The sequence below is a fragment of the Streptomyces sp. NPDC104761 genome (assembly GCF_055583445.1).
This window is the reverse complement of sequence record NZ_JBVJNZ010000013.1, coordinates 294,200-314,470: the sequence shown is the minus strand read 5'-3', so window position 1 is coordinate 314,470 and position 20,271 is coordinate 294,200. Positions and strand designations below refer to the sequence as shown.

The following is a 20,271-nucleotide window of genomic DNA, read 5'->3' as shown; positions in this document are numbered from 1 at the left end:
TGGGTTTGTATGGGGGGGCATCCGGGCGGATGGGTGGGCACCCTCCTCCCCCCCCCACACACGGCATTGGGGGGGGGGGGGGGGGGTGGGGGGGGGGGGGGGGGGGGGGGGGGGGCCCCCCCCCCCCCCCCGCCGTCCTGCCCGTCGGCCCGCGGCCCGCCCACGACCAGCGTCAGGGTCCGCACCGCCCGCACGTCGGCGCCGCCCGCACGTCGGCGCCGCCCGCGCCTCGGCGTCGCCGCGTGCCGGCGGCTCAGAGGCCGTAGCGCACCGCGAACTCGTCCGGGTCGTAGGCGTCCCGGTCGGGGTCGTGCTGAACGGCCGGCCTGGTCTCCACCATGTCCTCCGGGCGGATCCGCTCGGGCAGCGCGCCGAACCGCTCCTTGCGCGTCACGGCCTCGGCCGCGGTCTCCTCGTGGCTCATCTTCGTCCTCCCCGTCGTAGCGGGCGTCACCCGTCACCCGACCAACGCGCGCGCCCCGGCGGGTGTTCCCGACCCGCCGGGGCGCGCGGGGCCCGCGGAGAAGAGATCCACGGGCCCCGGGAAGCGGCGGTCAGGCGCCGCAGGACCGCAGGAACCTCCTGGTGCGCACCGCGACGGGCAGCGGCCTGTCCGGCTCGCACGGGTACATGTCCTGCTCGACGATCGCGAACAGGTCGACCCCCAGCCGCTGCGCCGCCGCCAGCACCGGGCCCAGCTCCGGGACGCCGCCCGGCGGTTCGCACATCACGCCCTGCGCCACGGCGGGCCCGAACGGGGTGCCCTTGGCCCGGACGTCGGCGAGGACCGCCGGGTCCACCTGCTTGAGATGGAGGTAGCCGATCCGCTCGCCGTAGGTCTCGATCAGCTTGACGCTGTCGCCACCGCAGTAGGCGTAGTGCCCGGTGTCCAGGCAGAGGTTGACCAGGTCGGTGTCGGTCGAGTCGAGGAAGCGCTCGACGTGGTCCTCGGTGTCGATGTGGGTGTCGGCGTGCGGGTGGACGACGATGTCCAGGCCGTACGTCTCCTTCACCTCGTGGCCGAGCCGCTCCATGCCCTTGGTCAGGTGGGCCCACTGCTCGCCGGTCAGCTCCGGCGGCTCCAGGATCTCGGCGGTCCTGTCGTCCCGCCAGAAGGACGGGATGACCACCAGGTGCTCGGCTCCCATGGCCTGGGTGAGCGCGGCGACCTGGCTGACGTGCTCCCAGGTCGACTCCCAGACGGCCGGGCCGCGGTGCAGGCCGGTGAAGACCGTGCCCGCCGACACCTTCAGGTCCCGCTCGGCGATCTCGTCGGTGAGACGGGCCGGGTCGGTGGGGAGGTAGCCGTAGGGGCCGAGTTCGATCCAGGAGTAGCCGGCCTCGGCAACCTCGTCGAGGAAGCGTTCCCAGGGGACCTGCCGGGGGTCGTCCGCGAACCACACGCCCCAGGAGTCGGGTGCCGAGCCGACCCGGATGCGGTCGAGAGGGTCGGTCATGGGGTCACGGCTTCCCTTCCGGACCGGCCGCGGCGGGAGCGGTGAGGTCTTCCTCCTCGGGAAGCTCCTCGGTGTCGACCCCGCGGACCTGGGACAGCTCGTGCTTGAGGGCCGCGAGCTCGGCGCCGCCCGCCATGTGGTTGGTGAGCTCCTCCAGGGTGATGGCGCTGCGTTCGGCGGAGAGTTCGAGGGTGCCGAGGCGCAGGACGCTGAAGTGGTCGCCGACCATGTAGGCGTGGTGCGGGTTGTGGGTGATGAAGATGACGCCGAGGCCGCGTTCGCGGGCGGCGGCGATGTACTTCAGGACCACGCCGGACTGCTTGACGCCGAGGGCCGCCGTCGGCTCGTCCAGGATGAGGACGCGGGCGCCGAAGTAGACGGCGCGGGCGATGGCCACGCACTGGCGCTGGCCGCCGGACAGGGTGCCGATGGGCTGGTCCAGGTCGTCGAGGACGATGCCCATGTTGCGCAGCTCGCGGTCGGCGGTCTCCTTCATCTTCGCGATGTCCAGGCGGCGCACGGGCCAGGGGCCCTTGGTCATCTCGGAGCCGAGGAAGAAGTTCCGCCACACCGGCATCAGGGGGACGGTGGCGAGGTCCTGGTAGACGGTGGCGATGCCCTTGTCGAGGGCGTCGCGCGGGGTGGAGAAGCGGACCGGGGCGCCGTCGACGAGGAAGTCGCCCTCGGTGTGCTGGTGCAGCCCCGAGACGATCTTGATGAGGGTGGACTTGCCGGCGCCGTTGTCGCCGAGCACGCAGGTCACCTGGTGGGGGAAGACCTTGAGGTCGACGCCGTGCAGGGCGCGGATGTTGCCGTAGGACTTGCCGGCGCCGCGCAGTTCGACGATCGGGCCGCCGTCGGTGGGCGCGTCGTCCTGGAGGACGGCGCCATGGGTTCCGGTGGTGTTGTCGGTCATCGGGTCACCTCCTCGTCGCGGTCCGCTGGACCCACAGGTTGATCATCACGGCGCCGAGGAGCATCACGCCGAGGAAGGCCTTGAACCAGTCGGGGTTCCAGCCCGCGTAGACGATGCCCTGCTGGACCATGCCGAACATGAAGGCGCCGAAGACCGGGCCGATCGCCGAACCGGCGCCGCCGGTCAGGAGGCAGCCGCCGATGACCGCGGCGGAGATGTAGATCAGCTCCTGGCCCACGCCCTCGCCGGACTGCACGGTGTTGAAGGAGAACAACTGGTGCATGCCGACGAACCAGGCGCCGAAGCCGACCAGCATGAACAGCGAGATCTTGGTGAAGTTCACCGGGACGCCGACCGCGCGGGCGCTCTCCTTGTTGCCACCGACCGCGAAGATCCAGTTGCCGTACTTGGTGCGCAGCAGCACCCAGGTGGCGATGGCGGCGAAGAACAGCCACCAGAAGATGGTGATCTTCACCTGGACACCGCCGATGTCGAAGGAGGACGCGAAGATCGCCTTGACCTGGTCGAAGCCGTCCATGTTGCTGATGTCGTCGGTGGCGACGTTGCCGGTGACCAGCTTGGTCACCGCGAGGTTCACGCCCTGGAGGATCAGGAAGCTGCCCAGGGTGATGAGGAAGCTCGGCAGTCCGGTCCTGACGACCAGCCAGCCGTTGAGGAAGCCGATGCCCAGCGACACGACGAGCGCGACGATCACGCCCGCCCAGACGTTGAGGGTGAGCTGGTAGCTGAGCATGGCGGCGGTGAGGGCCGAGGTGATCACCGCGACGCCGGCGGAGAGGTCGAACTCGCCGCCGATCATCAGGAGGGCGACCGGGAGCGCCATGATGCCGATGGTCGAGGACTGGTAGAGGATGTTCGCCATCGAACTGGCCTCGCGCACCGGCGGTGCCGCGACCAGGAAGAAGACGTAGACCGCGACCGCGCCGAGGAAGACGCCGACGTCCGGCCGGGCCAGGATCCGCAGCGCCAGGGGGCGCTGCGCGGTCCGCCCGTCCTTCTCCCGCGGGCCGGGGGCCGGCGGTGTCGCCACCGCCGACTGTGCCTGCTGACTCATTCCGATCACCGGGTGCCCTTCGCGGCGAACGCGGCGACCTTGTCGACGTTGGACTTGTCGACGAAGGCCGGGCCGGTCAGCACCGGCTGCTCGCCACCGCCCATGTAGTTGCCGTTGTTCTTGTAGAGCCACAGCGAGTCGATCGCCAGGTAGCCCTGGAGGTAGGGCTGCTGGTCGACGGCGAACTCGATGGTGCCCTTGCTGATGGCCGTGGTCAGGTCCTTGTTGAGGTCGAAGGTCGCGACCTTCGCCTTGCTGCCCGCGTCGGACACCGACTGCGTGGCGATCAGCGCGATCGGGGCGCCGAGGGTGACCACGTGGTCGATGGCCTTGTCCTGCGTGAGCTTGGCGGTGATCGTCGACTTGACCGCGGTCGGCGAGGTGCCGTCGACGTACAGGGTCTCGGTCGTGCCCGAGAACGTCTTCTTCACCCCGTCGCAGCGCTGGGTGAGGCCGACGTTGCCCTGCTCCTGGATGACACAGACGACCTTCTTCGCGCCCTCGGAGTTCAGCCGGTTGCCGAGCGCCTCGCCCGCGACCGTCTCGTCCTGGCCGAAGAACTCCAGCAGCCCGAGCTTCTTCCAGTCGCTCAGGCCGGAGTTGAGGCCGACGACCGGTATCTTCGCGGCGGTCGCCTTGGCGACGACGGCCTTCATGGCGTCCGGCTTGGCCAGGGTGACCGCGATCCCGTCGACCTTCTGGTCGATCGCGTTCTGCACCAGGTTGGCCTGGTTGCCCGCGTTCGGGTCGGCGGAGTAGACGAGCTTGATGTTGTCCTTGTCGGCGGCGGCCTGGGCACCCTTGCGGACGATGTCCCAGAAGGTGTCTCCCGGCGCCTGGTGGGTGACCAGCGCGACCGTCATGCGGGGGGTGGACGCCTTGCCCGCGGAGGCCGCCGCTCCTCCCTCTTCGGACTTCTTTCCGCCGGAGCTGCTGGAGCAGCCTGCGAGGGTCAGGGCTGCCGCCGCGGCGACGGCCACGATCGGGGCCAGCCTGCGCGAACGGGACTGGGAAGAGCGGTCCATCCTGCACCTCACTGTGCGAGCCGAGAAGGAAGGGATCCGGCGGATCCCCGGGCCCGGGCCGACGGAGGCGGTCCGGGTCACTGCTGTGCGCTGGGACGGGATACAAGTCCCTGCGAGGCCCGCTGTCAATACTTTGTTAAGACATCATTTCACATACAGGTCCGAATGTAAGTACAAACCATTGACAGCGCGACCCGCCCCGATCTACACCTGAGGGGCATCCGCCCACGTCCTTACCCGCTCCCACCGGACGTACCCCTGACCCGGTCCGCCGACGCCCGCCCGCCGTACGACACACCCCGTCCGAATGAGGTCCCCCATGAGCCAGCCGACCACCCGCCTGACCGTCGCCCAGGCGCTGGTGCGGTTCCTGTCCGCCCAGTACACGGAGCGCGACGGTGTCCGGCACCGGCTGATCGCCGGCACCTGGGGCATCTTCGGCCACGGCAACGTGGCGGGGATCGGCCAGGCACTCCTGGAGTACAGCGACGTCATGCCGTACCACCAGGGCCGCAACGAGCAGGCGATGGTGCACGCGGCGGTCGGGCACGCCCGCCAGCTGGACCGGCTCTCGGCGCAGGCGGTGACCACGTCCATCGGCCCGGGCGCCACCAACCTGGTGACCGGCGCCGCCCTCGCCACCATCAACCGGCTGCCGGTGCTGCTGCTCCCCGGCGACTACTTCGCGAGCCACGCGCCGGACCCGCTGCTGCAGCAGCTGGAGCACCCGGGCGAGTTCGACGTCTCCGTCAACGACACCCTGCGCCCGGTCTCCCGCTACTTCGACCGGATCACCCGCCCCGAGGCGCTGATCCCCTCCGCGCTGAACGCCATGCGGGTCCTCGCCGACCCGGCCGAGACCGGCGCGGTCACCCTCGCCCTCCCCCAGGACGTCCAGGCGGAGGCGTACGACTGGCCCCAGGAGTTCTTCGCCGAGCGCGTGTGGCGGGTCCGGCGGCCGGCCCCCGACCCCGTGGAGCTGGCGGACGCGGTGAGCGCCGTACGGGCCGCTCAGCGGCCGTTGATCGTCGCGGGCGGCGGAGTCCATCACAGCCGCGCGGAAGACGCCCTGAGGGCCCTTGTGGAGGCCACTGGCATCCCCGTCGCCTCGACCCAGGCGGGCAAGGGCTCGCTGCGCCACGACCACCCGGCAGACCTGGGCGGGATCGGGCACACCGGGACCGCCGTCGCGGACGACCTGGCCCGCACCGCCGACCTGGTCATCGGCGTCGGCACCCGGTACACGGACTTCACCACGGCCTCCGGCACCCTCTTCCAGAACCCGGACGTCCGCTTCCTGAACCTGAACATCACCGGCTTCGACGCCCACAAGCTGGCCGCGCGGACGGTCGTGGCGGATGCACGGACGGCCCTGGAGGCGCTCAGGCGGGCACTGTCCGGGTACCGCGTGGACGGCGCCTACGAGGCCGAGTACCGGGCCGGCAAGGAGCGCTGGGACGCGGTCGTCGAGGCCGCCTACCGCGCCGACGACGAGGACGCCGTGCCCACCCAGACCCAGGTGCTCGGGGCCCTCGACGCCGTCGTGGGCGATGACGACGTTGTCATCAACGCGGCCGGCTCGCTCCCGGGCGACCTGCACAAGCTGTGGCGGGCCCGCTCGCCGCGCCAGTACCACCTGGAGTACGGCTACTCCTGCATGGGCTACGAGATCCCGGCCGGCATCGGCGTCCAGCAGGCGGCCCCGGACACGGTGGTCTGGTCGCTGGTCGGCGACGGCACCTATCTGATGATGCCGACCGAGATCGTCACCGCCGTCCAGGAGGCCCTGCCGGTCAACCTGGTCCTCATCCAGAACCACGGGTACGCCTCCATCGGCGGCCTCTCCGAGACGGTCGGCGGCGAGCGGTTCGGCACCGCCTACCGCTTCCGCTCCGCCGACGGCACCTTCGGCGGCGCCCCGCTGCCGGTGGACCTCGCCGCCAACGCGGCCAGCCTCGGCATGGAGGTGCTGCGCGCCAAGACCGTGCGGGAGCTGCGCGAGGCCCTTGCGGCGGCCCGCGCGAGCGACCGGCCGACGTGCGTGTACGTGGAGACGGACCCGGCGCCGACCGCGCCCGGGGCCGCGGCCTGGTGGGACGTACCGGTCGCCGAGACCGCCGCCCGCGAGGCCGCCGTGCACGCCCGCGAGGAGTACGACCGGCAGGTCGCCGACCGCCGCCGGCACCTGTGACCCCCGAACCCCGGAAGGAGGTGTCCCGGTGGCCCGTACCGGTGATTCCGCCCGGAGCGCGACCGTCTCGGCGCTCGACACCCTGGACTTCGCCCTGGACCGCGGCAGTCCGGTTCCGCTGTACTACCAGCTCGCCCAGCAGTTGGAGGAGGCCATAGAGCACGGGGTGCTCGCCCCGGGCAACCTCCTGGGCAACGAGATCGACCTCTCGGTGCGGCTCGGGCTGTCCCGGCCCACGGTCCGCCAGGCCATCCAGTCGCTGGTCGACAAGGGCCTCCTTGTCCGCCGCCGGGGCGTGGGCACCCAGGTGGTGCACAGTCAGGTCAAGCGGCCGCTGGAGCTCAGCAGCCTCTACGACGACCTGGAGTCGGCCGGGCAGGGCCCGACCACCCGGGTGCTGCGCAACGAGCGGATCCCGGCGGGCGCCGAGGTGGCCGCCGCGCTCGGCATCGCGGAGGGCGCGGAGGTGGTCGTCCTGGAACGGCTGCGCTGCACGCACGGCCAGCCGGTGGCGTTCCTGTGCAACTACCTGCCCGCCGCCCTGCTCGAACTCGACACGGAGCGGCTGGAGTCGACCGGTCTGTACCGGATGATGCGCGCGGCCGGCATCACCCTGCACAGCGCCCGGCAGACGGTGGGCGCCCGCAGCGCCACCGCCGAGGAGGCCGTGCGGCTCGACGAGAAGGAGGGCGCCGCCCTGCTGACCATGCGGCGGACCGCGTACGACGACACCGGGCGGCCGGTGGAGTACGGCAGCCACGTCTACCGGGCGTCCCGGTACGCCTTCGACTTCCAACTGCTGGTACGGCCGTAGGGCATGCCGTGCGGGGGCGGTTGCTGCGGGTTTAACCGCTGGTCCCGCCAGCCGAAACCAACACGCCCGCACACGAGCCCCCACCGAGTTTGTCCCGTGGGGGCTCCGTCGTCCCGCTTTGTTCAACAAACCGGCAGGCGACCATGTCGATTACGTTTCGGGCAAGAGACGGGCGAGAGAGCCGCAGGCTATTGACGCATGAGCGGACAAGCGGCTGTTATTGCGCCCACGATGTTCGGCCGAGTTGGTTTCTGATCGGTTTCGGGACCTTTCGAAGATCAACTCTTCCCCTTGCCGAACCCTGTTACTCAGGAGCCGCCATGCGCATCTCCCCGTCCGGTCTTCACGTGCCGGGTCCGAGCCGCCGTAACGTCCTGCGCGGTGCCGGTTCGGCCGCCCTCCTCGCGGGCGCCGGCATACCCCTGCTCTCCGCCTGCGGCGGCAGCGGGTCGTCCTCCGACCCGAAGACGGTCAGCCTCGGCTCCAACTCCTCCGACGCCGTGCCGAAGAAGGCCTTCGCGGAGATCTACGCCGCCTTCACCAAGCAGTCCGGCATCAAGGTCGACGTCAACACGAAGGACCACAACACCTTCCAGGAGCAGATCAACTCCTACCTGCAGGGCACGCCGGACGACGTGTTCACCTGGTTCGCCGGCTACCGCATGCAGTTCTTCGCGGCCAAGAACCTGGCCTCGCCGATCGACGACGTGTGGGCCAAGATCGGGGACAACTTCCCCGACGCGATGAAGCAGCTCAGCAAGGGCGAGGACGGCAAGTACTACTTCGTCCCGCTGTACACGTACCCCTGGGCGATCTTCTACCGCAAGAGCGTCTTCCAGGCCAAGGGCTACGAAGTCCCCACCACCTGGGACGCGTTCGTCGCCCTGTGCAAGAAGATGAAGGGCGACGGCCTGGTCCCGATCGCGTTCGGCGACAAGGACGCCTGGCCGGCGATGGGTACCTTCGACCAGATCAACTTCCGCCTCAACGGCTACGACTTCCACAAGTCGCTGATGGCGGGCAAGGAGGCGTGGACCGACCCCAAGGTCAAGGCCGTCTTCGACCACTGGGCCGAGATCCTCCCCTACCACCAGGACGGCTTCATGGGCCGCACCTGGCAGGACGCCGCACAGACCCTGGTGTCCAAGAAGGCCGGCATGTACGTCCTCGGCTCCTTCGTGGCCCAGCAGTTCACCAACAAGGCGGACCTGGACGACCTCGACTTCTTCGCCTTCCCGGAGATCAACTCCGCGTACGGCCAGGACACCGTCGAAGCGCCCACCGACGGCTTCATGGTCAGCAAGTCCCCCAAGAACCACGACGGTGTCGTCAAGCTCATGGAGTACCTGGGCACCCCCGAGGCCGAGCAGATCTACCTCAAGGCCGACTCCAGCGTGGTGGCCGCCTCCAGCAAGGCCGACACCTCGTCCTACACCGCGCTGCAGAAGAAGGCGTACACGATGATCAGCGGCGCCAAGAACCTCACCCAGTTCATGGACCGCGACTCGCGCCCGGACTTCACCTCCACGGTGATGCAGCCCGGTCTGCAGAAGTTCCTGCAGAACCCGAAGGGGATCGACAGTCTGCTCTCGTCCATCGAGCGCCAGAAGAAGACGATCTTCGCGTCCGAGTGAGTTCCCGAATGTCGACCGACACCCCCACGAAGTCCCAGGAGGCGGCCGCCGTGCCGCCTCCTGGGCGCGCGTCCGAGAAGAAGCGGATCCAGCGGGGCCACAAGCGCCTGCTGACCCGCCGTGACCGGATCACCCTCGCCTTCATGGCGGGCGTGCCGACGATCCTCCATGTCCTCCTGGTCTGGGTGACCGCCCTGGCCTCGATCCTGCTTGCCTTCACCTCCTGGGACGGCATCGGGTTCGACTCCATCAAGTGGGTCGGGCTCGACAACTTCCATCAGCTCTTCACCGACAACCCGCAGTTCTGGCCGGCCGTCGAGCACAACGTCATCTGGTTCGTGGTGCTCATCCTGATCCCGACGCCGTTCGGCCTGTTCCTGGCCGTGCAGCTGGACAAGAAGATCCGGTTCAGCCGGGTCTACCAGACGGCGTTCTTCCTCCCGGTCGTCATCTCCCTGGCGTGCATCGGGTTCGTGTGGCAGCTGATCTACAACCCGGACACGGGTCTGATCAACAGCATCATCGGCGCCAACAAGCCGGGCCACTACATCGACTGGATCGGTGACCCGAACCTCAACCTGTGGGCGGTCCTGGTCGCCGCGTCCTGGCGGCACACCGGCTACATGATGATCCTGTACCTGGCCGGCCTGAAGAGCGTCGACCCGTCGCTGCGGGAGGCCTCGGCCCTCGACGGCGCCAACGAGTGGCAGACGTTCAAGAACGTCATCTTCCCGACGCTGCGGCCGACCAACACCATCGTCCTGGTCGTGACCATCATCGAGGCACTGCGCGCCTTCGACCTGGTCTTCGTCTTCAACAAGGGCGCCCAGGGCACCGAGTTGCTCTCCATCCTGGTGACCAACAACATCATCGGCGAGTCCAGCCGCATCGGTTACGGCTCGGCGATCGCGGTGGTGCTGCTGTTCATCTCGCTGATCGTGATCATCCCCTACCTGATCGCGACCTTCCGGAAGGAGCGCCGCGCATGAGCACCGTGAGCAGCGTGCTGCCCAAGCAGCGCAACCCGATCCGCCCGGCCCGCGTGCTGCTGCACGCGTTCCTGGCCCTCACGGCCCTGGCGTGGCTGGCGCCGCTGCTGTGGGCGATCTTCTCGGCGCTGCGCCCGTACAGCGAGACCAGCAACCGCGGTTACGTGTCCTGGCCGCACACGCTGAACCTCGACAACTTCAAGAACGCGTTCACGCAGTCGGACATGACGCACTACTTCATGAACACGCTGGTCATCGCGGTCCCGGCCGTGCTGCTCACGCTGTTCCTGTCGTCGATGGTCGCGTTCTACGTCGCCCGCTTCGACTTCCGGGTCAACCTGTTCCTGCTGCTGGTGTTCACGGCCGGCAACCTGCTGCCGCAGCAGGTCATCATCACCCCGCTGTACCGGATGTACCTGCTGACGAACCTGCCGGGGATCACGCAGAGCGGCAAACTGTACGACTCGGCGCTCGGCCTGGTGCTGATCCATGTCGCGTTCCAGTCCGGCTTCTGCGCGTTCGTGCTGTCGAACTACATGCGTTCGCTGCCGCACGAGCTGACCGAGGCCGCGCTGGTGGACGGCGCCTCGGTGTGGCGGCTGTACTGGCAGATCACGCTGCCGCTGTGCAAGCCGGCGATGGCGGCCCTGGCGACCCTGTTGTCGATCTGGATCTACAACGACTTCTTCTGGGCGCTGGTGCTGATCTCGACCGGTGAGAACATGCCGATCACATCGGCGCTGAACAACCTCTCCGGCCAGTACTTCACCGACCCGAACCTGGTCGCCGCCGGTTCCCTGCTGACCGCGATCCCGACGCTGATCGTGTACTTCGCGCTCCAGAAGCAGTTCGTCAGCGGTCTGACCCTGGGCTCCGCCAAGGGCTGATCCGGCCCCGTCCGAAAGAGAACCCCGTGCACAACCCGTTCACCCCGGTCGCCTCCGTGGCCGTGGACACGCGCACCGCCCGTGTCCACGAGGAGGGCTGGCAGTCCTGGTCGCCCAGCGGCGCCTACGCCCTCGGCGCGGCCCCGTACCGCCCCGCGAACGTCAACTGGGCGACCGTGTGCTACCGCCCGGGCCGCGCCGTCCCCGCCGGGGCCTTCCAGGGCGAGGGCCTGCTGGCGCTCGACCCGGGTGACGGCTCACCGGTGCGGCTGTGGGCGGCGGCGGACCCCTTGCACGAGGTGCCGTCGGTCCGGCTGACCGTGACGGGCGGGGTCGCCGAGGTCGAGGCCGACGGCCCGGTCAAGGAGTGGTCCGGCGCGGACATCCAGTCCCTGCTGGGCGAGTGGGCCGCCGCCCTGGCCGTGCCGGCACCCCGCCCGGCGCCCACCGTCTGGTGCTCCTGGTACGAGTACTTCACGGCCGTCACCGAGGACGACATCCACGAGAACCTGCGGGCGATGGACACCCTCGACCTGCCGATCGACGTGGTGCAGATCGACGACGGCCACCAGAGCGCCCTGGGCGACTGGCTGACCCTCTCCGGCCGCTTCCGCTCCCGGCGGGGCATCGCCGACGCCATCCGCGCCCGCGGCCGCCGGGCCGGCATCTGGACGGCGCCCTTCCTGGTCGACCCGGGGAGCGACCTCGCCGAGACGTACCCGGACTGGCTGGTCCGCGACCCGGACGGCAGAGCGCTGCGCGCGGGCCGCAACCGGGGCCACGCGTTGTACGTCCTGGACACCACCCACCCGGGCGCCGCGGCCTACCTCACCGACGTCTTCGCGACGCTGCGCGCGGAGGGCTACGACTACTTCAAGGCCGACTTCCTCTACGCGGGCGCGATGGACGGCGTACGGCACTCGGGCGCGGACGCGCTGACCGCGTACCGGCTGGGTATCGGCCTGATCAGGGAGGCCATCGGCGCGGACGCCTACCTGCTGGGCTGCGGCGCGCCGATGCTGCCCTCCATCGGCCTGTTCGACGCGATGCGGGTCAGCCCGGACACGGCTCCGCACCGCCGCCCCGAGGCCGGCGACTTCAGCCAACCGGGCCAGGACCCGGCCGAGTTCACCGGCGTCGGCCGCCAGTGGCAGCACGGCCGCCTCTGGGTCAACGACCCCGACTGCCTGATGGCCCGCCCCGCCGTGGAGACCCGTGCGCGCTGGGCGGCGCACGTGGAGGCCGTCGGCGGCCTGGTCGCCTCCAGCGACCGGCTGCTCTCCCTCGACCAGTGGGGCGTGGAGACGACCCGCCGCCTTCTCACCGCAGCGACCGGAGCCCATCGATGAACGACCGCACCCTCTCCGTCCCCGGCATCGCCTACGGCGGCGACTACAACCCCGAGCAGTGGCCCGAGGAGGTGTGGGCCGAGGACGTCCGCCTGATGCGCGAGGCGGGCGTGAACATGGTCAGCGTCGGCATCTTCTCGTGGGCCCTGATGGAGCCCTCCGAGGGCGTCTACGACTTCTCCCGCATGGACAAGATCCTCGACCTCCTCCACGAGAACGGCATCGCCGCCGACCTCGCCACCCCGACGGCCGCCCCGCCGGCCTGGTTCTTCCGCGCCCACCCCGAGGCGCTCCCGGTGGACCACGACGGCCGTACCCTGTCGTACGGCAGCCGCCAGACGTTCTGCCCGAGCAGCCCCGCCTACCGCGAGGCCGCGCTCAGGATCGCGGGCGCGATCGCCGACCGGTACGCGAGCCACCCCGCCGTACGGATGTGGCACGTCCACAACGAGTACGGCTGCCACAACGCGGCCTGCTACTGCGACACCAGCGCGGCCTCCTTCCGCCGCTGGCTGCGGGCCCGGTACGGCGACGACCTGGCGGCCCTCAACGACGCCTGGGGCACCACCTTCTGGAGCCAGTGGTACTACGACTGGGAGGAGATCCTGCCGCCCCGCGCGACCGGTGCCGTGCCCAACCCGACGCACCAGCTGGACTGGCGGCGGTTCTGCTCGGACGAGCTCCTCTCCCTGTACACGGCGGAACGCGACGTGCTGCGGGAGGCGGCCCCCGCGATCCCCGCCACCACCAACTTCATGGTGATGTTCAACTTCGACGCCCTCGACTACTGGCGCTGGGCACCGGAGCTGGACGTGGTGGCCAACGACCACTACCTGCGGTCCACCGACCCGGAGTCGCAGATCGACATCGCCCTCAGCGGCGATCTGATGCGGTCGCTCGCGGGCGGTCCGTGGCTGCTGATGGAGCACTCGACGGGCGCGGTGAACTGGCAGCCCGTCAACCGGGCCAAGACCGCCGGCGAGTTGCGCCGCAACGCGCTCGCGCACGTGGCCCACGGCGCCGACGGCATCTGCTACTTCCAGTGGCGGGCGGCGAAGGCGGGTGCCGAACAGTGGCACTCGGCGATGCTGCCGCACGCCGGGACCGACAGCCAGATCTGGCGGGACGTGGTCCGCCTCGGCGCCGACCTGCGGGCGCTCGCCGAGGTGCGCGGCAGCACCGGCGCCGCCGAGGTGGCCGTCGTCTGGGACTGGGACGCCCGGTGGGCCGTGGAGCTGCCCTCGCAGCCGAGCGAGCGGCTTCGCTACCTGGACGTCGTCCGCGCCTGGTACGAGCCGCTGTGGCGGGCAGGCGTGGCGGTGGACTTCGTCCGCCCGGACGGGGACCTGTCGGCGTACAAGGTGGTGCTGGCCCCGAGCCTGTACCTGGTGGACGACGCGGGCACGGCGAACCTGACCGCCTTCGCGGAGGCCGGGGGCACCCTCGCCGTCGGCTTCCACAGCGGCGCGGTGGACGAGAACTGCCACGTCCGGCTGGGCGGTTACCCGGGGGCCTTCCGGGAACTGCTGGGCGTGTCCACGGACGAGCTGTTCCCGCTGCTGCCCGAGGAGCGGGTGACGCTCAGCGAGGGTGGCACGGGCTCGCTCTGGTCGGAGCGGGTGCGGCTCGCGGGCGCGGAGGCGGTGACGTCGTTCGCCCACGGCCCGCTGGCCGGGGTCCCTGCGGTGACCCGGCACGGGTACGGCGCGGGCACCGCGTGGTACGTGGCGACGCTCCCGGACCCCGACACCCTGGCGGGGCTGCTGGGCCGGATCCGCGCCGAGGCGGGCGTGGCCGCGGGCCGCACCGCCCCGGCCGGTGTGGAGGTCGCCGTGCGGCGCGGGGCGGACGCGGACTACGTGTTCGTGATCGACCACACCGGCGAGGGAGCCGAAGTCCCGGTCGCGGCAGGGTCGGTGGAGCTGCTGTCCGGCAAGCCCGCCGACGGCACGGTCACCGTGGCACCGGGCGAGGTCGCCGTCGTGCGGGAGCCGCGCGGTCAGTGAGCCGCGTCCAGCCGGGCCCGCTGGCCGGGCGTGAGCTCCAGGTCCACGGCGGCGAGGTTCTCCTCCAGCTGGGCCACGGACGACACCCCGGCCAGCGGGACGACCGGCAGCCGTCCGCCCAGCAGCCAGGCGAGGACGACCTGGTTGAGTGTCGCCCCGGTCTCCCGGGCCACCTCGTTCAACGCGGCGAGGCGGGGCGGGGTGCCGGGGTGGTCGTAGTCGGCGGGCAGCGGCTTGCCCGGCTGCGTGTAGGCGCCCTTGAGCAGCGGTGAGTAGGCCACCAGGGTGACGTCGGGCTCCGCCCGCAGATAGCTGCGCAGCTGGGCGTCCGCCGAGCCGAGGCTGCCGTCCGGGAACAGGTCGCCGGGGATGTCGGTGCGCGGGCGCAGGTAGCTGTGCTGGTACTGGAGCACCTCGTATCCGGGCAGGCCGGCCGCGGCGGCGAGGGCGCGGGCGCGTTCCAGCCGCCAGACCGCGTGGTTGCTGGCGCCGAGCAGGCCGACGGTGCCCTCCGCGACGAGTGCGGCGAACCCCTCGACCGTCTCGCGGAGCGGGACGGCGGGGTCCTCTATGTGGGCGTACAGCAGGTCCAGCCTCTCGACGCCGAGGCGTTCGCGGCTGCGCTCGGCCGACTCCCGGATCACCTTGGCGGACAGCCCCTCGGGGTTGTCGGTGTAGCTGGTGCCGGGGGCTAGGGGGCGGGCGCCGAGTTTGGTGGCGATGACGACCTCGTCGCCGATCCCGCGGCTGCGCCGCCAGCGGCCGAGCAGCTCCTCGCTCTGGCCGCCCTGGCCACCGTCCTCCCAGAAGGCGTAGTTGTCGGACGTGTCGACGAAGTTGCCACCGGCCTCGACATAGCGGTCGAGGACGGCGAAGGAGGTTTCCTCGTCGGTTCGGGACCCGAACAGCATGGCGCCGAGCGCGAGGACGCTCACCTCGCGGCGGGTCCTGGGGCCGGTGCCGATGGTGCGGTACTTCATGCCGTCTCCTCCGTCCGCGCACCCGGGGGTTCGGGTGCGCGGTGGTGAGTCTTCGGCTTGAAGTGCTCTTCAAGTCAAGGGCGTCGGGCGAACGGTCCGTCCAAAGCCGCCCACTGCAGCAGCATGATGGTCTTGGCGTCGGCGATCTCGCCCGTTCGGATCATCTCCAGGGCGCGCTGGAAGGGGAGTTCGAGGATCTCGATGTCCTCGCCCTCCTCGTCGAGGCCACCGCCCTCGTGGGTGCGGGTCGAGGGGCCGTAGGCGGCCGCGTAGAAGGAGATCCGCTCGGTGACCGAGCCCGGGCTCATGTAGACGTCGAAGACGTGCTCGACCTCGCCGACGGTGTGGCCCGTCTCCTCGACGACCTCGCGGCGCACCGCGTGCTCCGGGTGCTCGGCCTCGTCGTCCAGGAGCCCCGCCGGGGTCTCGATCAGCATGCCGTCGGGGTGGCCGTTGACGTAGACCGGGAACCGGAACTGTCGGGTGAGCAGTACGGTTGCGCGCTCGGCGTCGTAGAGGAGGAGCGTGGCGCCGTTGCCCCGGTCGTGGGTCTCGCGCTCCTCGGTGTGCCAGGTGCCGTCGGCGTGCTGGAGGTCGAAGGTGGTGGCCCGCTCGACGTACCAGTGACTGGACAGGAGTTTCACCTCCCGGACCTTCACGCGCGGATTGCCGGTCAGGCCCAGGCCGGTGCGGTCGAGACCGGTGCGGCCCCGGCGGTCGGGGGTGTCGATGCCGGCGGTCATCGCGGTCCCGCCGTGCGGGCGAGGGCGTTCAGGTGGCTCATGGTCACCTGTCTACCACCCGCCCGCAGAAGCGCCCCGTATGGGGCGCCGGGGGTGCCCCCCGGCCGAAGGCTGGGGGAGGAACCGCGCGACCAGTCACGGCGGCGCCGCAGTCCACCGAAGACCCGCACCCCCGGCCCCTCGAGCGCAGCGCCTAGTGCACTTCGGCAGGCCTGGGCCCCTCGTCGAGGAACCCGCCCGACTGGTGCTGCCACAGCTTGGCGTAGGCGCCCTGCGCGTCGAGCAGTTCGTGGTGCGTGCCCTGCTCGACGATCCGGCCGCGATCCAGGACCACCAGCCGGTCCATGGAGGCGACCGTACTCAGCCGGTGCGCCACCACCAGTGCCGTGCGGCCCTCCATGAGCCGCCACAGCGCCTCCTGGACGAGGATCTCGCTCTCGGAGTCCAGCGCGCTGGTCGCCTCGTCCAGGAGCAGGATCGGGGCGTCCCGGAGGATCGCCCGGGCCAGGGCGACCCGCTGGCGCTGACCGCCGGAGAGCTTGACGCCGCGCTCCCCCACCATCGTGTCGAAGCCGTCGGGCAGGGCGTCGGCGAACTCCGTGACGTGCGCGGCCTCGGCGGCCAGCCGGATCTCGGCGTCGGTGGCGTCCGGCCGGGCGAAGGCGATGTTCTCCCGCAGGGTGCGGTGGAACATCGCCGGGTCCTGCGGGACGTAGGCGATCTGGCTGCGCAGGTCGGCCTGGCGCAGCCGGCTGATGTCCTGGCCACCGATCGTGATCCGGCCGGCGTCGATGTCGGTCATCCGCAGCAGCAGCCGGGTCAGCGTGGTCTTGCCGCCGCCGGACCGTCCGACGAACCCGAACTTCGACCCGCTGGGCACGTCCAGCTCGAGCCCTTCGAACAGCGGTTTGGCACCCGCGTGGGCGAAGGAGACCTTCTCGAAGCGGACGCCTGCGGCCCGCGGCGCGAGCGGTTCCGGATCCACCGGGTCCACCACGGTCGGCGATTCGAGGAGCAGTTCGGTGAACTGGGCCGCCTCCGTCATGGAGCTCTCCATGCGGCGGTAGATCTGGTTGAACTCGAACATGATCCGGGTCGCGTTGGAGTAGTACGTGAAGGCGACCACGACCGCCTCCACGCTGTGCCCGCCACCGGCGAGCACGACCGCGAGCAGCAGCCCCAGCGCGTTGGTCGCCACGGACATCGGCGCGACGAAGGTGTCGATGCGCAGGTTGCCGTAGTCCCACGAGCGCAGCTGGCGCCGCCGTGACTCGGCGACCCGCGACCGGTGTTCGGCGGCCTCCCGCTCCTCCGCGGCGAACGCCCGGACCGTGTCCATGTTCATCAGGCTGTCGGCGACATGCCCCGACACCCGGGCGATGGCCTCCTCACGCTGGGCGACCAGCCGCTGCCGGTGGCGGATCAGCGGCACCACGCACACACCGGTGACCGCGATCATCGTCAGCAGCCCGACGACCAGGAGCGGTTCATAGCGCCACAGCACCACCGACCCGAACGCCAGCGGCACGAAGCTGCCGACGATGTTGAAGGTCAGCGTGTCCGCGAACTCCTCGAAGCGGGTGGCGAAGCTCAGCACCCGCTTGGTGAGTGACCCGGCGAAGTTGTCGTGGAAGAACGCGGCGTCCTTGGCGAACAGTTCGTCCATGCCGAAGACGTACAACTGCTCGATGCCGAGGGCGTCCAGGCGGTTCAGACAGTGCAGACCGATCCGCCACAGCGCCTCCGCCAGCAGCAGGACACCGCCGAAGGCGAGGACGTACGGCAGGGTGGCACCGAGGTCCAGGCCGTGGCCGTCGGCGATCCGGCCGACGAGCCTCGCCACCACCAGCGGTGCCAGGTAGTTGATTCCGATGTTGCCGAGCGCCGGCAGCAGCATCCCGGGCAGGGTGAGCCACTTGAGCCGGGCCAGTTCCCGTCCGTAATGGCGCAGCGCGAGCAGGACCGCGCCCTGCCGGGGTCCGGTCGCAGGTAAATCGACTGAGGATGTCATCTCAACCCTGTGTAGTCGTCGTACGGCATGCCGAGTCGGCCGCCGCATGGTCCGCGACGGCCTTGAATCGGCAGGTCAGGAAAGGAAAGTGTCCCGCGGCGGGGGTCGCTCGGTCCACGTGTTTTTTCGTCGGCGACTACGGAGCGAACACACGGTCGACCGCTCTGGGCTCAGCCCAGCAGCAGCGACCTCGGCAGGGCGGAGAGCGCCTGGTCGAGAACGAGGGAGGCGGCGCCCACGGCGGCGACGTTCTCGCCGAGGGTGGTGGAGACGACCGCCGTCGGGTGGGTCGGCTTCGAAGAATCGCCGCCCAGGAGAAGGGCTTGCAGGAACGCCCAATGGCAGGCTCACGCCAAAGTCGACCGCGGTCACCTGTCCCCGCCGACCTCGCGCGGGCACCGGCCCCGCCGACCTCGCAGGGAAGCCGACCTCACCGGGCCGGGCGCCCCACGTTCTGGAGACGCTGTCCCGGCCGGACCGGAGAGGCCGTGGCTGGACCCGCCGATCGCGTCGGAGAGTCCGGCGACGGCCCCCGGTCATCCCATCGCCTTGATGGATCACCTTCCGCTCGGAACCCGGTACCGCTGCCAGTCCGGTTCCGGGAGTTCGAGGAGCCGGGCGATGTCCGTGGCCTCGGGCAGCGGCCCGTGATCCCCCGTCACCCCGAGGGCGGACACGGCGGTGAGGTGACCGAGCCGGAGGGCGCGGGGCAGCGGCTCCGCGCGCAGCAGCCCGGCCAGGAAGCCCGCCGCGAAGGCGTCGCCCGCCCCGACCGGTTCCACCACGGCCGTCCGCAGCGCGGGCACCGTGCAGGCGCCCTCCCCGGTCAGGGCGGTCGCGGCCCGGGCGCCGTCCTTGACGACGAGGATCCGCGGGCCGGGCAGCACGTCCCGCAGGCCCGTGACGGTCAGGTCGGCGCCCCACAGCCGCTGGGCCTCGTCCAGGCCCACGAAGACGATGTCGGCACGGTCGGCGAGGGCGCGCAGCACCGTCGGCGCGGTGCCGTCCGGCCACAGCGCGGCCCGGTGGTTGACGTCGAAGCTGACGGCGTAGGGCCGTTCGGCGGCGGGGGTGTCCAGGGCCCGCGTCACCAGGGCGCGGCAGGAGGCGGAGAGGGCGGCGGTGATGCCGGTGAGGTGCAGGAGGGCGGCCGAGCGCACCGGTTCGCCGTCGAGCAGATCGGGGCCGAGGGCCGAGGCCGCCGAGCCGGCGCGGTAGTAGTGGACGCCGGTTCCGGCAGGTCCCGGGTTCTTGAGGAGGAGGCCGGTGGGGCGGTGCGGGTCGGTGCGCACCCGGGTCACGTCGACCCCGGCGGCGGCGACCGCGGCGCACACCCGGCGGCCCAGCGGATCGTCGCCGACGGCCGAGAGCCAGTGGGCCGGGACACCGTGGTCCGCGAGGTACATGGCCACGTTCGACTCGGCTCCCGCGACGGACAGCCGCAGCTGCCCGGCCTCAGCCAGCGGCCGGGGCGGGTCGGGGGCGAGCGCGGCCATGGTCTCGCCGAGGCAGACGACCGGTCCCGGAGCCGGACGCCAGGCAGCCGTCACGCGGGCCCCTCCTCCCCCACGACGGCGCGGAACGCGCGGGCCCGGTCGCGCAGCGCGCTGATGCTGCCGCCGTCCGCCGCGTCCCCGACGAGGGGGGAGCCGACGCCGACCGCGGTGGCCCCGGCGGCCAGGTAGGCCCGCGCGGCCGCCACGTCGACGCCGCCGACCGGGACGAACGCCGCGTCCGGGAACGGCCCGCGCAGCGCCTTCAGATAGGCCGCTCCCCCGGCCTCGGCGGCCGGGAAGAGCTTCAGGGCGGCCGCGTCACGGGCCTGCGCCGCGATCACGTCGGTGGGTGTCAGCACGCCCGCCAGGAGCGGCATGCCGAGTTCCCGTGCGGTGTCGGCACCGGCGCCGAGACCGGGGGTGACGGCGAAGGCGGCGCCGGCGCGGTGGGCGGCGTGCGCGTCGGCGGCGGTCAGCACCGTGCCGGCGCCCAACGGGCGGCCGGGGCCGAGTTCCTCGTGGGCCCGCGCGATGACGGTGAGGGCGTCGGAGCCGCTGAGCGACACCTCGATCAGTTCGATGCCCTCCTCGGCCAGGGTCAGCACGGTGCGCAGGGCGGCGTCCGGGTCGCCGCCGCGCACGATGGCGAGCAGGCGGTGGGCGGCGAGGGCGGCTCGCAGATCCACGAGCGGGGCTCC

At 71.1% G+C, this 20,271-nt stretch carries 17 protein-coding genes; 7 read left to right on the top strand and 10 right to left on the bottom strand.

Features of this window, described 5'->3' with window-relative positions:
* Window positions 1–253: 253 nt before the first annotated feature.
* The 5 genes from ACZ63F_RS31935 to ACZ63F_RS31915 form a co-directional block, all read right to left on the bottom strand.
* Window positions 254–424 carry a hypothetical protein gene (locus tag ACZ63F_RS31935; protein ID WP_177232845.1) on the bottom strand — a complete coding sequence of 57 codons (171 nt, stop codon included), beginning with the start codon at window positions 422–424 and terminating at the stop codon, window positions 254–256.
* A 130-nt stretch (window positions 425–554) separates the two neighbouring features.
* Complete coding sequence (locus ACZ63F_RS31930) at window positions 555–1,457, bottom strand: sugar phosphate isomerase/epimerase family protein (RefSeq protein WP_469716233.1); 903 nt, start codon at window positions 1,455–1,457, stop codon at window positions 555–557.
* A 4-nt stretch (window positions 1,458–1,461) separates the two neighbouring features.
* Window positions 1,462–2,373: an ATP-binding cassette domain-containing protein gene (locus ACZ63F_RS31925; RefSeq protein ID WP_352358619.1), complete on the bottom strand. Its 912-nt coding sequence runs from the start codon at window positions 2,371–2,373 to the stop codon at window positions 1,462–1,464.
* Between the two features lie 4 nt (window positions 2,374–2,377).
* Entirely contained in the window at window positions 2,378–3,448 is a 1,071-nt protein-coding gene (locus ACZ63F_RS31920) for an ABC transporter permease (RefSeq protein ID WP_469716230.1), read from the bottom strand.
* 5 nt (window positions 3,449–3,453) lie between these two features.
* The gene (locus ACZ63F_RS31915; RefSeq protein WP_469716228.1) at window positions 3,454–4,473 is read right to left on the bottom strand and encodes a substrate-binding domain-containing protein; all 1,020 of its coding nucleotides are present in this window, start codon (window positions 4,471–4,473) and stop codon (window positions 3,454–3,456) included.
* Between the two features lie 319 nt (window positions 4,474–4,792).
* On the opposite strand from ACZ63F_RS31915, the gene iolD reads away from it, so the two are divergent.
* The 7 genes from iolD (at window position 4,793) to ACZ63F_RS31880 (ending at window position 14,343) form a co-directional block, all read left to right on the top strand.
* Window positions 4,793–6,664 (top strand): 3D-(3,5/4)-trihydroxycyclohexane-1,2-dione acylhydrolase (decyclizing), encoded by a 1,872-nt coding sequence (gene iolD, locus ACZ63F_RS31910; RefSeq protein WP_469716226.1) that lies wholly within the window; start codon window positions 4,793–4,795, stop codon window positions 6,662–6,664.
* Window positions 6,665–6,692: 28 nt separating this feature from the next.
* On the top strand, window positions 6,693–7,478 hold the full coding sequence (locus tag ACZ63F_RS31905) for a GntR family transcriptional regulator (RefSeq protein ID WP_469716224.1): 786 nt from the start codon (window positions 6,693–6,695) through the stop codon (window positions 7,476–7,478).
* A 320-nt stretch (window positions 7,479–7,798) separates the two neighbouring features.
* On the top strand, window positions 7,799–9,112 hold the full coding sequence (locus tag ACZ63F_RS31900) for an ABC transporter substrate-binding protein (protein ID WP_352358613.1): 1,314 nt from the start codon (window positions 7,799–7,801) through the stop codon (window positions 9,110–9,112).
* Window positions 9,113–9,120: 8 nt separating this feature from the next.
* On the top strand, window positions 9,121–10,101 hold the full coding sequence (locus tag ACZ63F_RS31895; RefSeq protein ID WP_352358611.1) for a carbohydrate ABC transporter permease: 981 nt from the start codon (window positions 9,121–9,123) through the stop codon (window positions 10,099–10,101).
* Window positions 10,098–10,988, top strand: coding sequence for a carbohydrate ABC transporter permease (locus tag ACZ63F_RS31890; RefSeq protein ID WP_469716219.1), 891 nt, complete (start codon window positions 10,098–10,100; stop codon window positions 10,986–10,988). The genes ACZ63F_RS31895 and ACZ63F_RS31890 overlap by 4 nt, the downstream gene beginning before the upstream one ends.
* Before the next feature lie 26 nt (window positions 10,989–11,014).
* Entirely contained in the window at window positions 11,015–12,337 is a 1,323-nt protein-coding gene (locus ACZ63F_RS31885; protein ID WP_469716217.1) for a glycoside hydrolase family 36 protein, read from the top strand.
* A complete protein-coding gene (locus ACZ63F_RS31880; RefSeq protein WP_469716215.1) occupies window positions 12,334–14,343 on the top strand; it encodes a beta-galactosidase in 2,010 nt (669 codons plus the stop codon). Before ACZ63F_RS31885 ends, ACZ63F_RS31880 begins: the two co-directional genes overlap by 4 nt.
* Here ACZ63F_RS31880 and ACZ63F_RS31875 read toward each other — a convergent pair.
* The 5 genes from ACZ63F_RS31875 to ACZ63F_RS31855 form a co-directional block, all read right to left on the bottom strand.
* Entirely contained in the window at window positions 14,337–15,323 is a 987-nt protein-coding gene (locus ACZ63F_RS31875) for an aldo/keto reductase (RefSeq protein ID WP_469716213.1), read from the bottom strand. The genes ACZ63F_RS31880 and ACZ63F_RS31875 overlap by 7 nt on opposite strands.
* Before the next feature lie 74 nt (window positions 15,324–15,397).
* Window positions 15,398–16,066 carry an NUDIX domain-containing protein gene (locus tag ACZ63F_RS31870; RefSeq protein ID WP_469716211.1) on the bottom strand — a complete coding sequence of 223 codons (669 nt, stop codon included), beginning with the start codon at window positions 16,064–16,066 and terminating at the stop codon, window positions 15,398–15,400.
* 193 nt (window positions 16,067–16,259) lie between these two features.
* On the bottom strand, window positions 16,260–18,077 hold the full coding sequence (locus ACZ63F_RS31865; protein WP_469716209.1) for an ABC transporter ATP-binding protein: 1,818 nt from the start codon (window positions 18,075–18,077) through the stop codon (window positions 16,260–16,262).
* A 557-nt stretch (window positions 18,078–18,634) separates the two neighbouring features.
* Entirely contained in the window at window positions 18,635–19,627 is a 993-nt protein-coding gene (locus tag ACZ63F_RS31860; protein WP_469716206.1) for a sugar kinase, read from the bottom strand.
* Window positions 19,624–20,259 (bottom strand): bifunctional 4-hydroxy-2-oxoglutarate aldolase/2-dehydro-3-deoxy-phosphogluconate aldolase, encoded by a 636-nt coding sequence (locus ACZ63F_RS31855; protein ID WP_469716204.1) that lies wholly within the window; start codon window positions 20,257–20,259, stop codon window positions 19,624–19,626. The genes ACZ63F_RS31860 and ACZ63F_RS31855 overlap by 4 nt, the downstream gene beginning before the upstream one ends.
* Window positions 20,260–20,271 lie beyond the last annotated feature (12 nt).

What these genes read in the sequence shown, in the direction of transcription:
- ACZ63F_RS31895 (WP_352358611.1), top strand. Translation starts at nt 9,121, where the DNA reads ATGTCGACCGACACCCCCACGAAGTCCCAGGAGGCGGCCGCCGTGCCG.
- ACZ63F_RS31865 (WP_469716209.1), bottom strand. Translation starts at nt 18,077, where the DNA reads ATGACATCCTCAGTCGATTTACCTGCGACCGGACCCCGGCAGGGCGCG.
- ACZ63F_RS31920 (WP_469716230.1), bottom strand. Translation starts at nt 3,448, where the DNA reads ATGAGTCAGCAGGCACAGTCGGCGGTGGCGACACCGCCGGCCCCCGGC.
- iolD (WP_469716226.1), top strand. Translation starts at nt 4,793, where the DNA reads ATGAGCCAGCCGACCACCCGCCTGACCGTCGCCCAGGCGCTGGTGCGG.
- ACZ63F_RS31935 (WP_177232845.1), bottom strand. Translation starts at nt 424, where the DNA reads ATGAGCCACGAGGAGACCGCGGCCGAGGCCGTGACGCGCAAGGAGCGG.
- ACZ63F_RS31875 (WP_469716213.1), bottom strand. Translation starts at nt 15,323, where the DNA reads ATGAAGTACCGCACCATCGGCACCGGCCCCAGGACCCGCCGCGAGGTG.
- ACZ63F_RS31925 (WP_352358619.1), bottom strand. Translation starts at nt 2,373, where the DNA reads ATGACCGACAACACCACCGGAACCCATGGCGCCGTCCTCCAGGACGAC.
- ACZ63F_RS31870 (WP_469716211.1), bottom strand. Translation starts at nt 16,066, where the DNA reads ATGACCGCCGGCATCGACACCCCCGACCGCCGGGGCCGCACCGGTCTC.
- ACZ63F_RS31915 (WP_469716228.1), bottom strand. Translation starts at nt 4,473, where the DNA reads ATGGACCGCTCTTCCCAGTCCCGTTCGCGCAGGCTGGCCCCGATCGTG.
- ACZ63F_RS31930 (WP_469716233.1), bottom strand. Translation starts at nt 1,457, where the DNA reads ATGACCGACCCTCTCGACCGCATCCGGGTCGGCTCGGCACCCGACTCC.
- ACZ63F_RS31890 (WP_469716219.1), top strand. Translation starts at nt 10,098, where the DNA reads ATGAGCACCGTGAGCAGCGTGCTGCCCAAGCAGCGCAACCCGATCCGC.
- ACZ63F_RS31880 (WP_469716215.1), top strand. Translation starts at nt 12,334, where the DNA reads ATGAACGACCGCACCCTCTCCGTCCCCGGCATCGCCTACGGCGGCGAC.
- ACZ63F_RS31900 (WP_352358613.1), top strand. Translation starts at nt 7,799, where the DNA reads ATGCGCATCTCCCCGTCCGGTCTTCACGTGCCGGGTCCGAGCCGCCGT.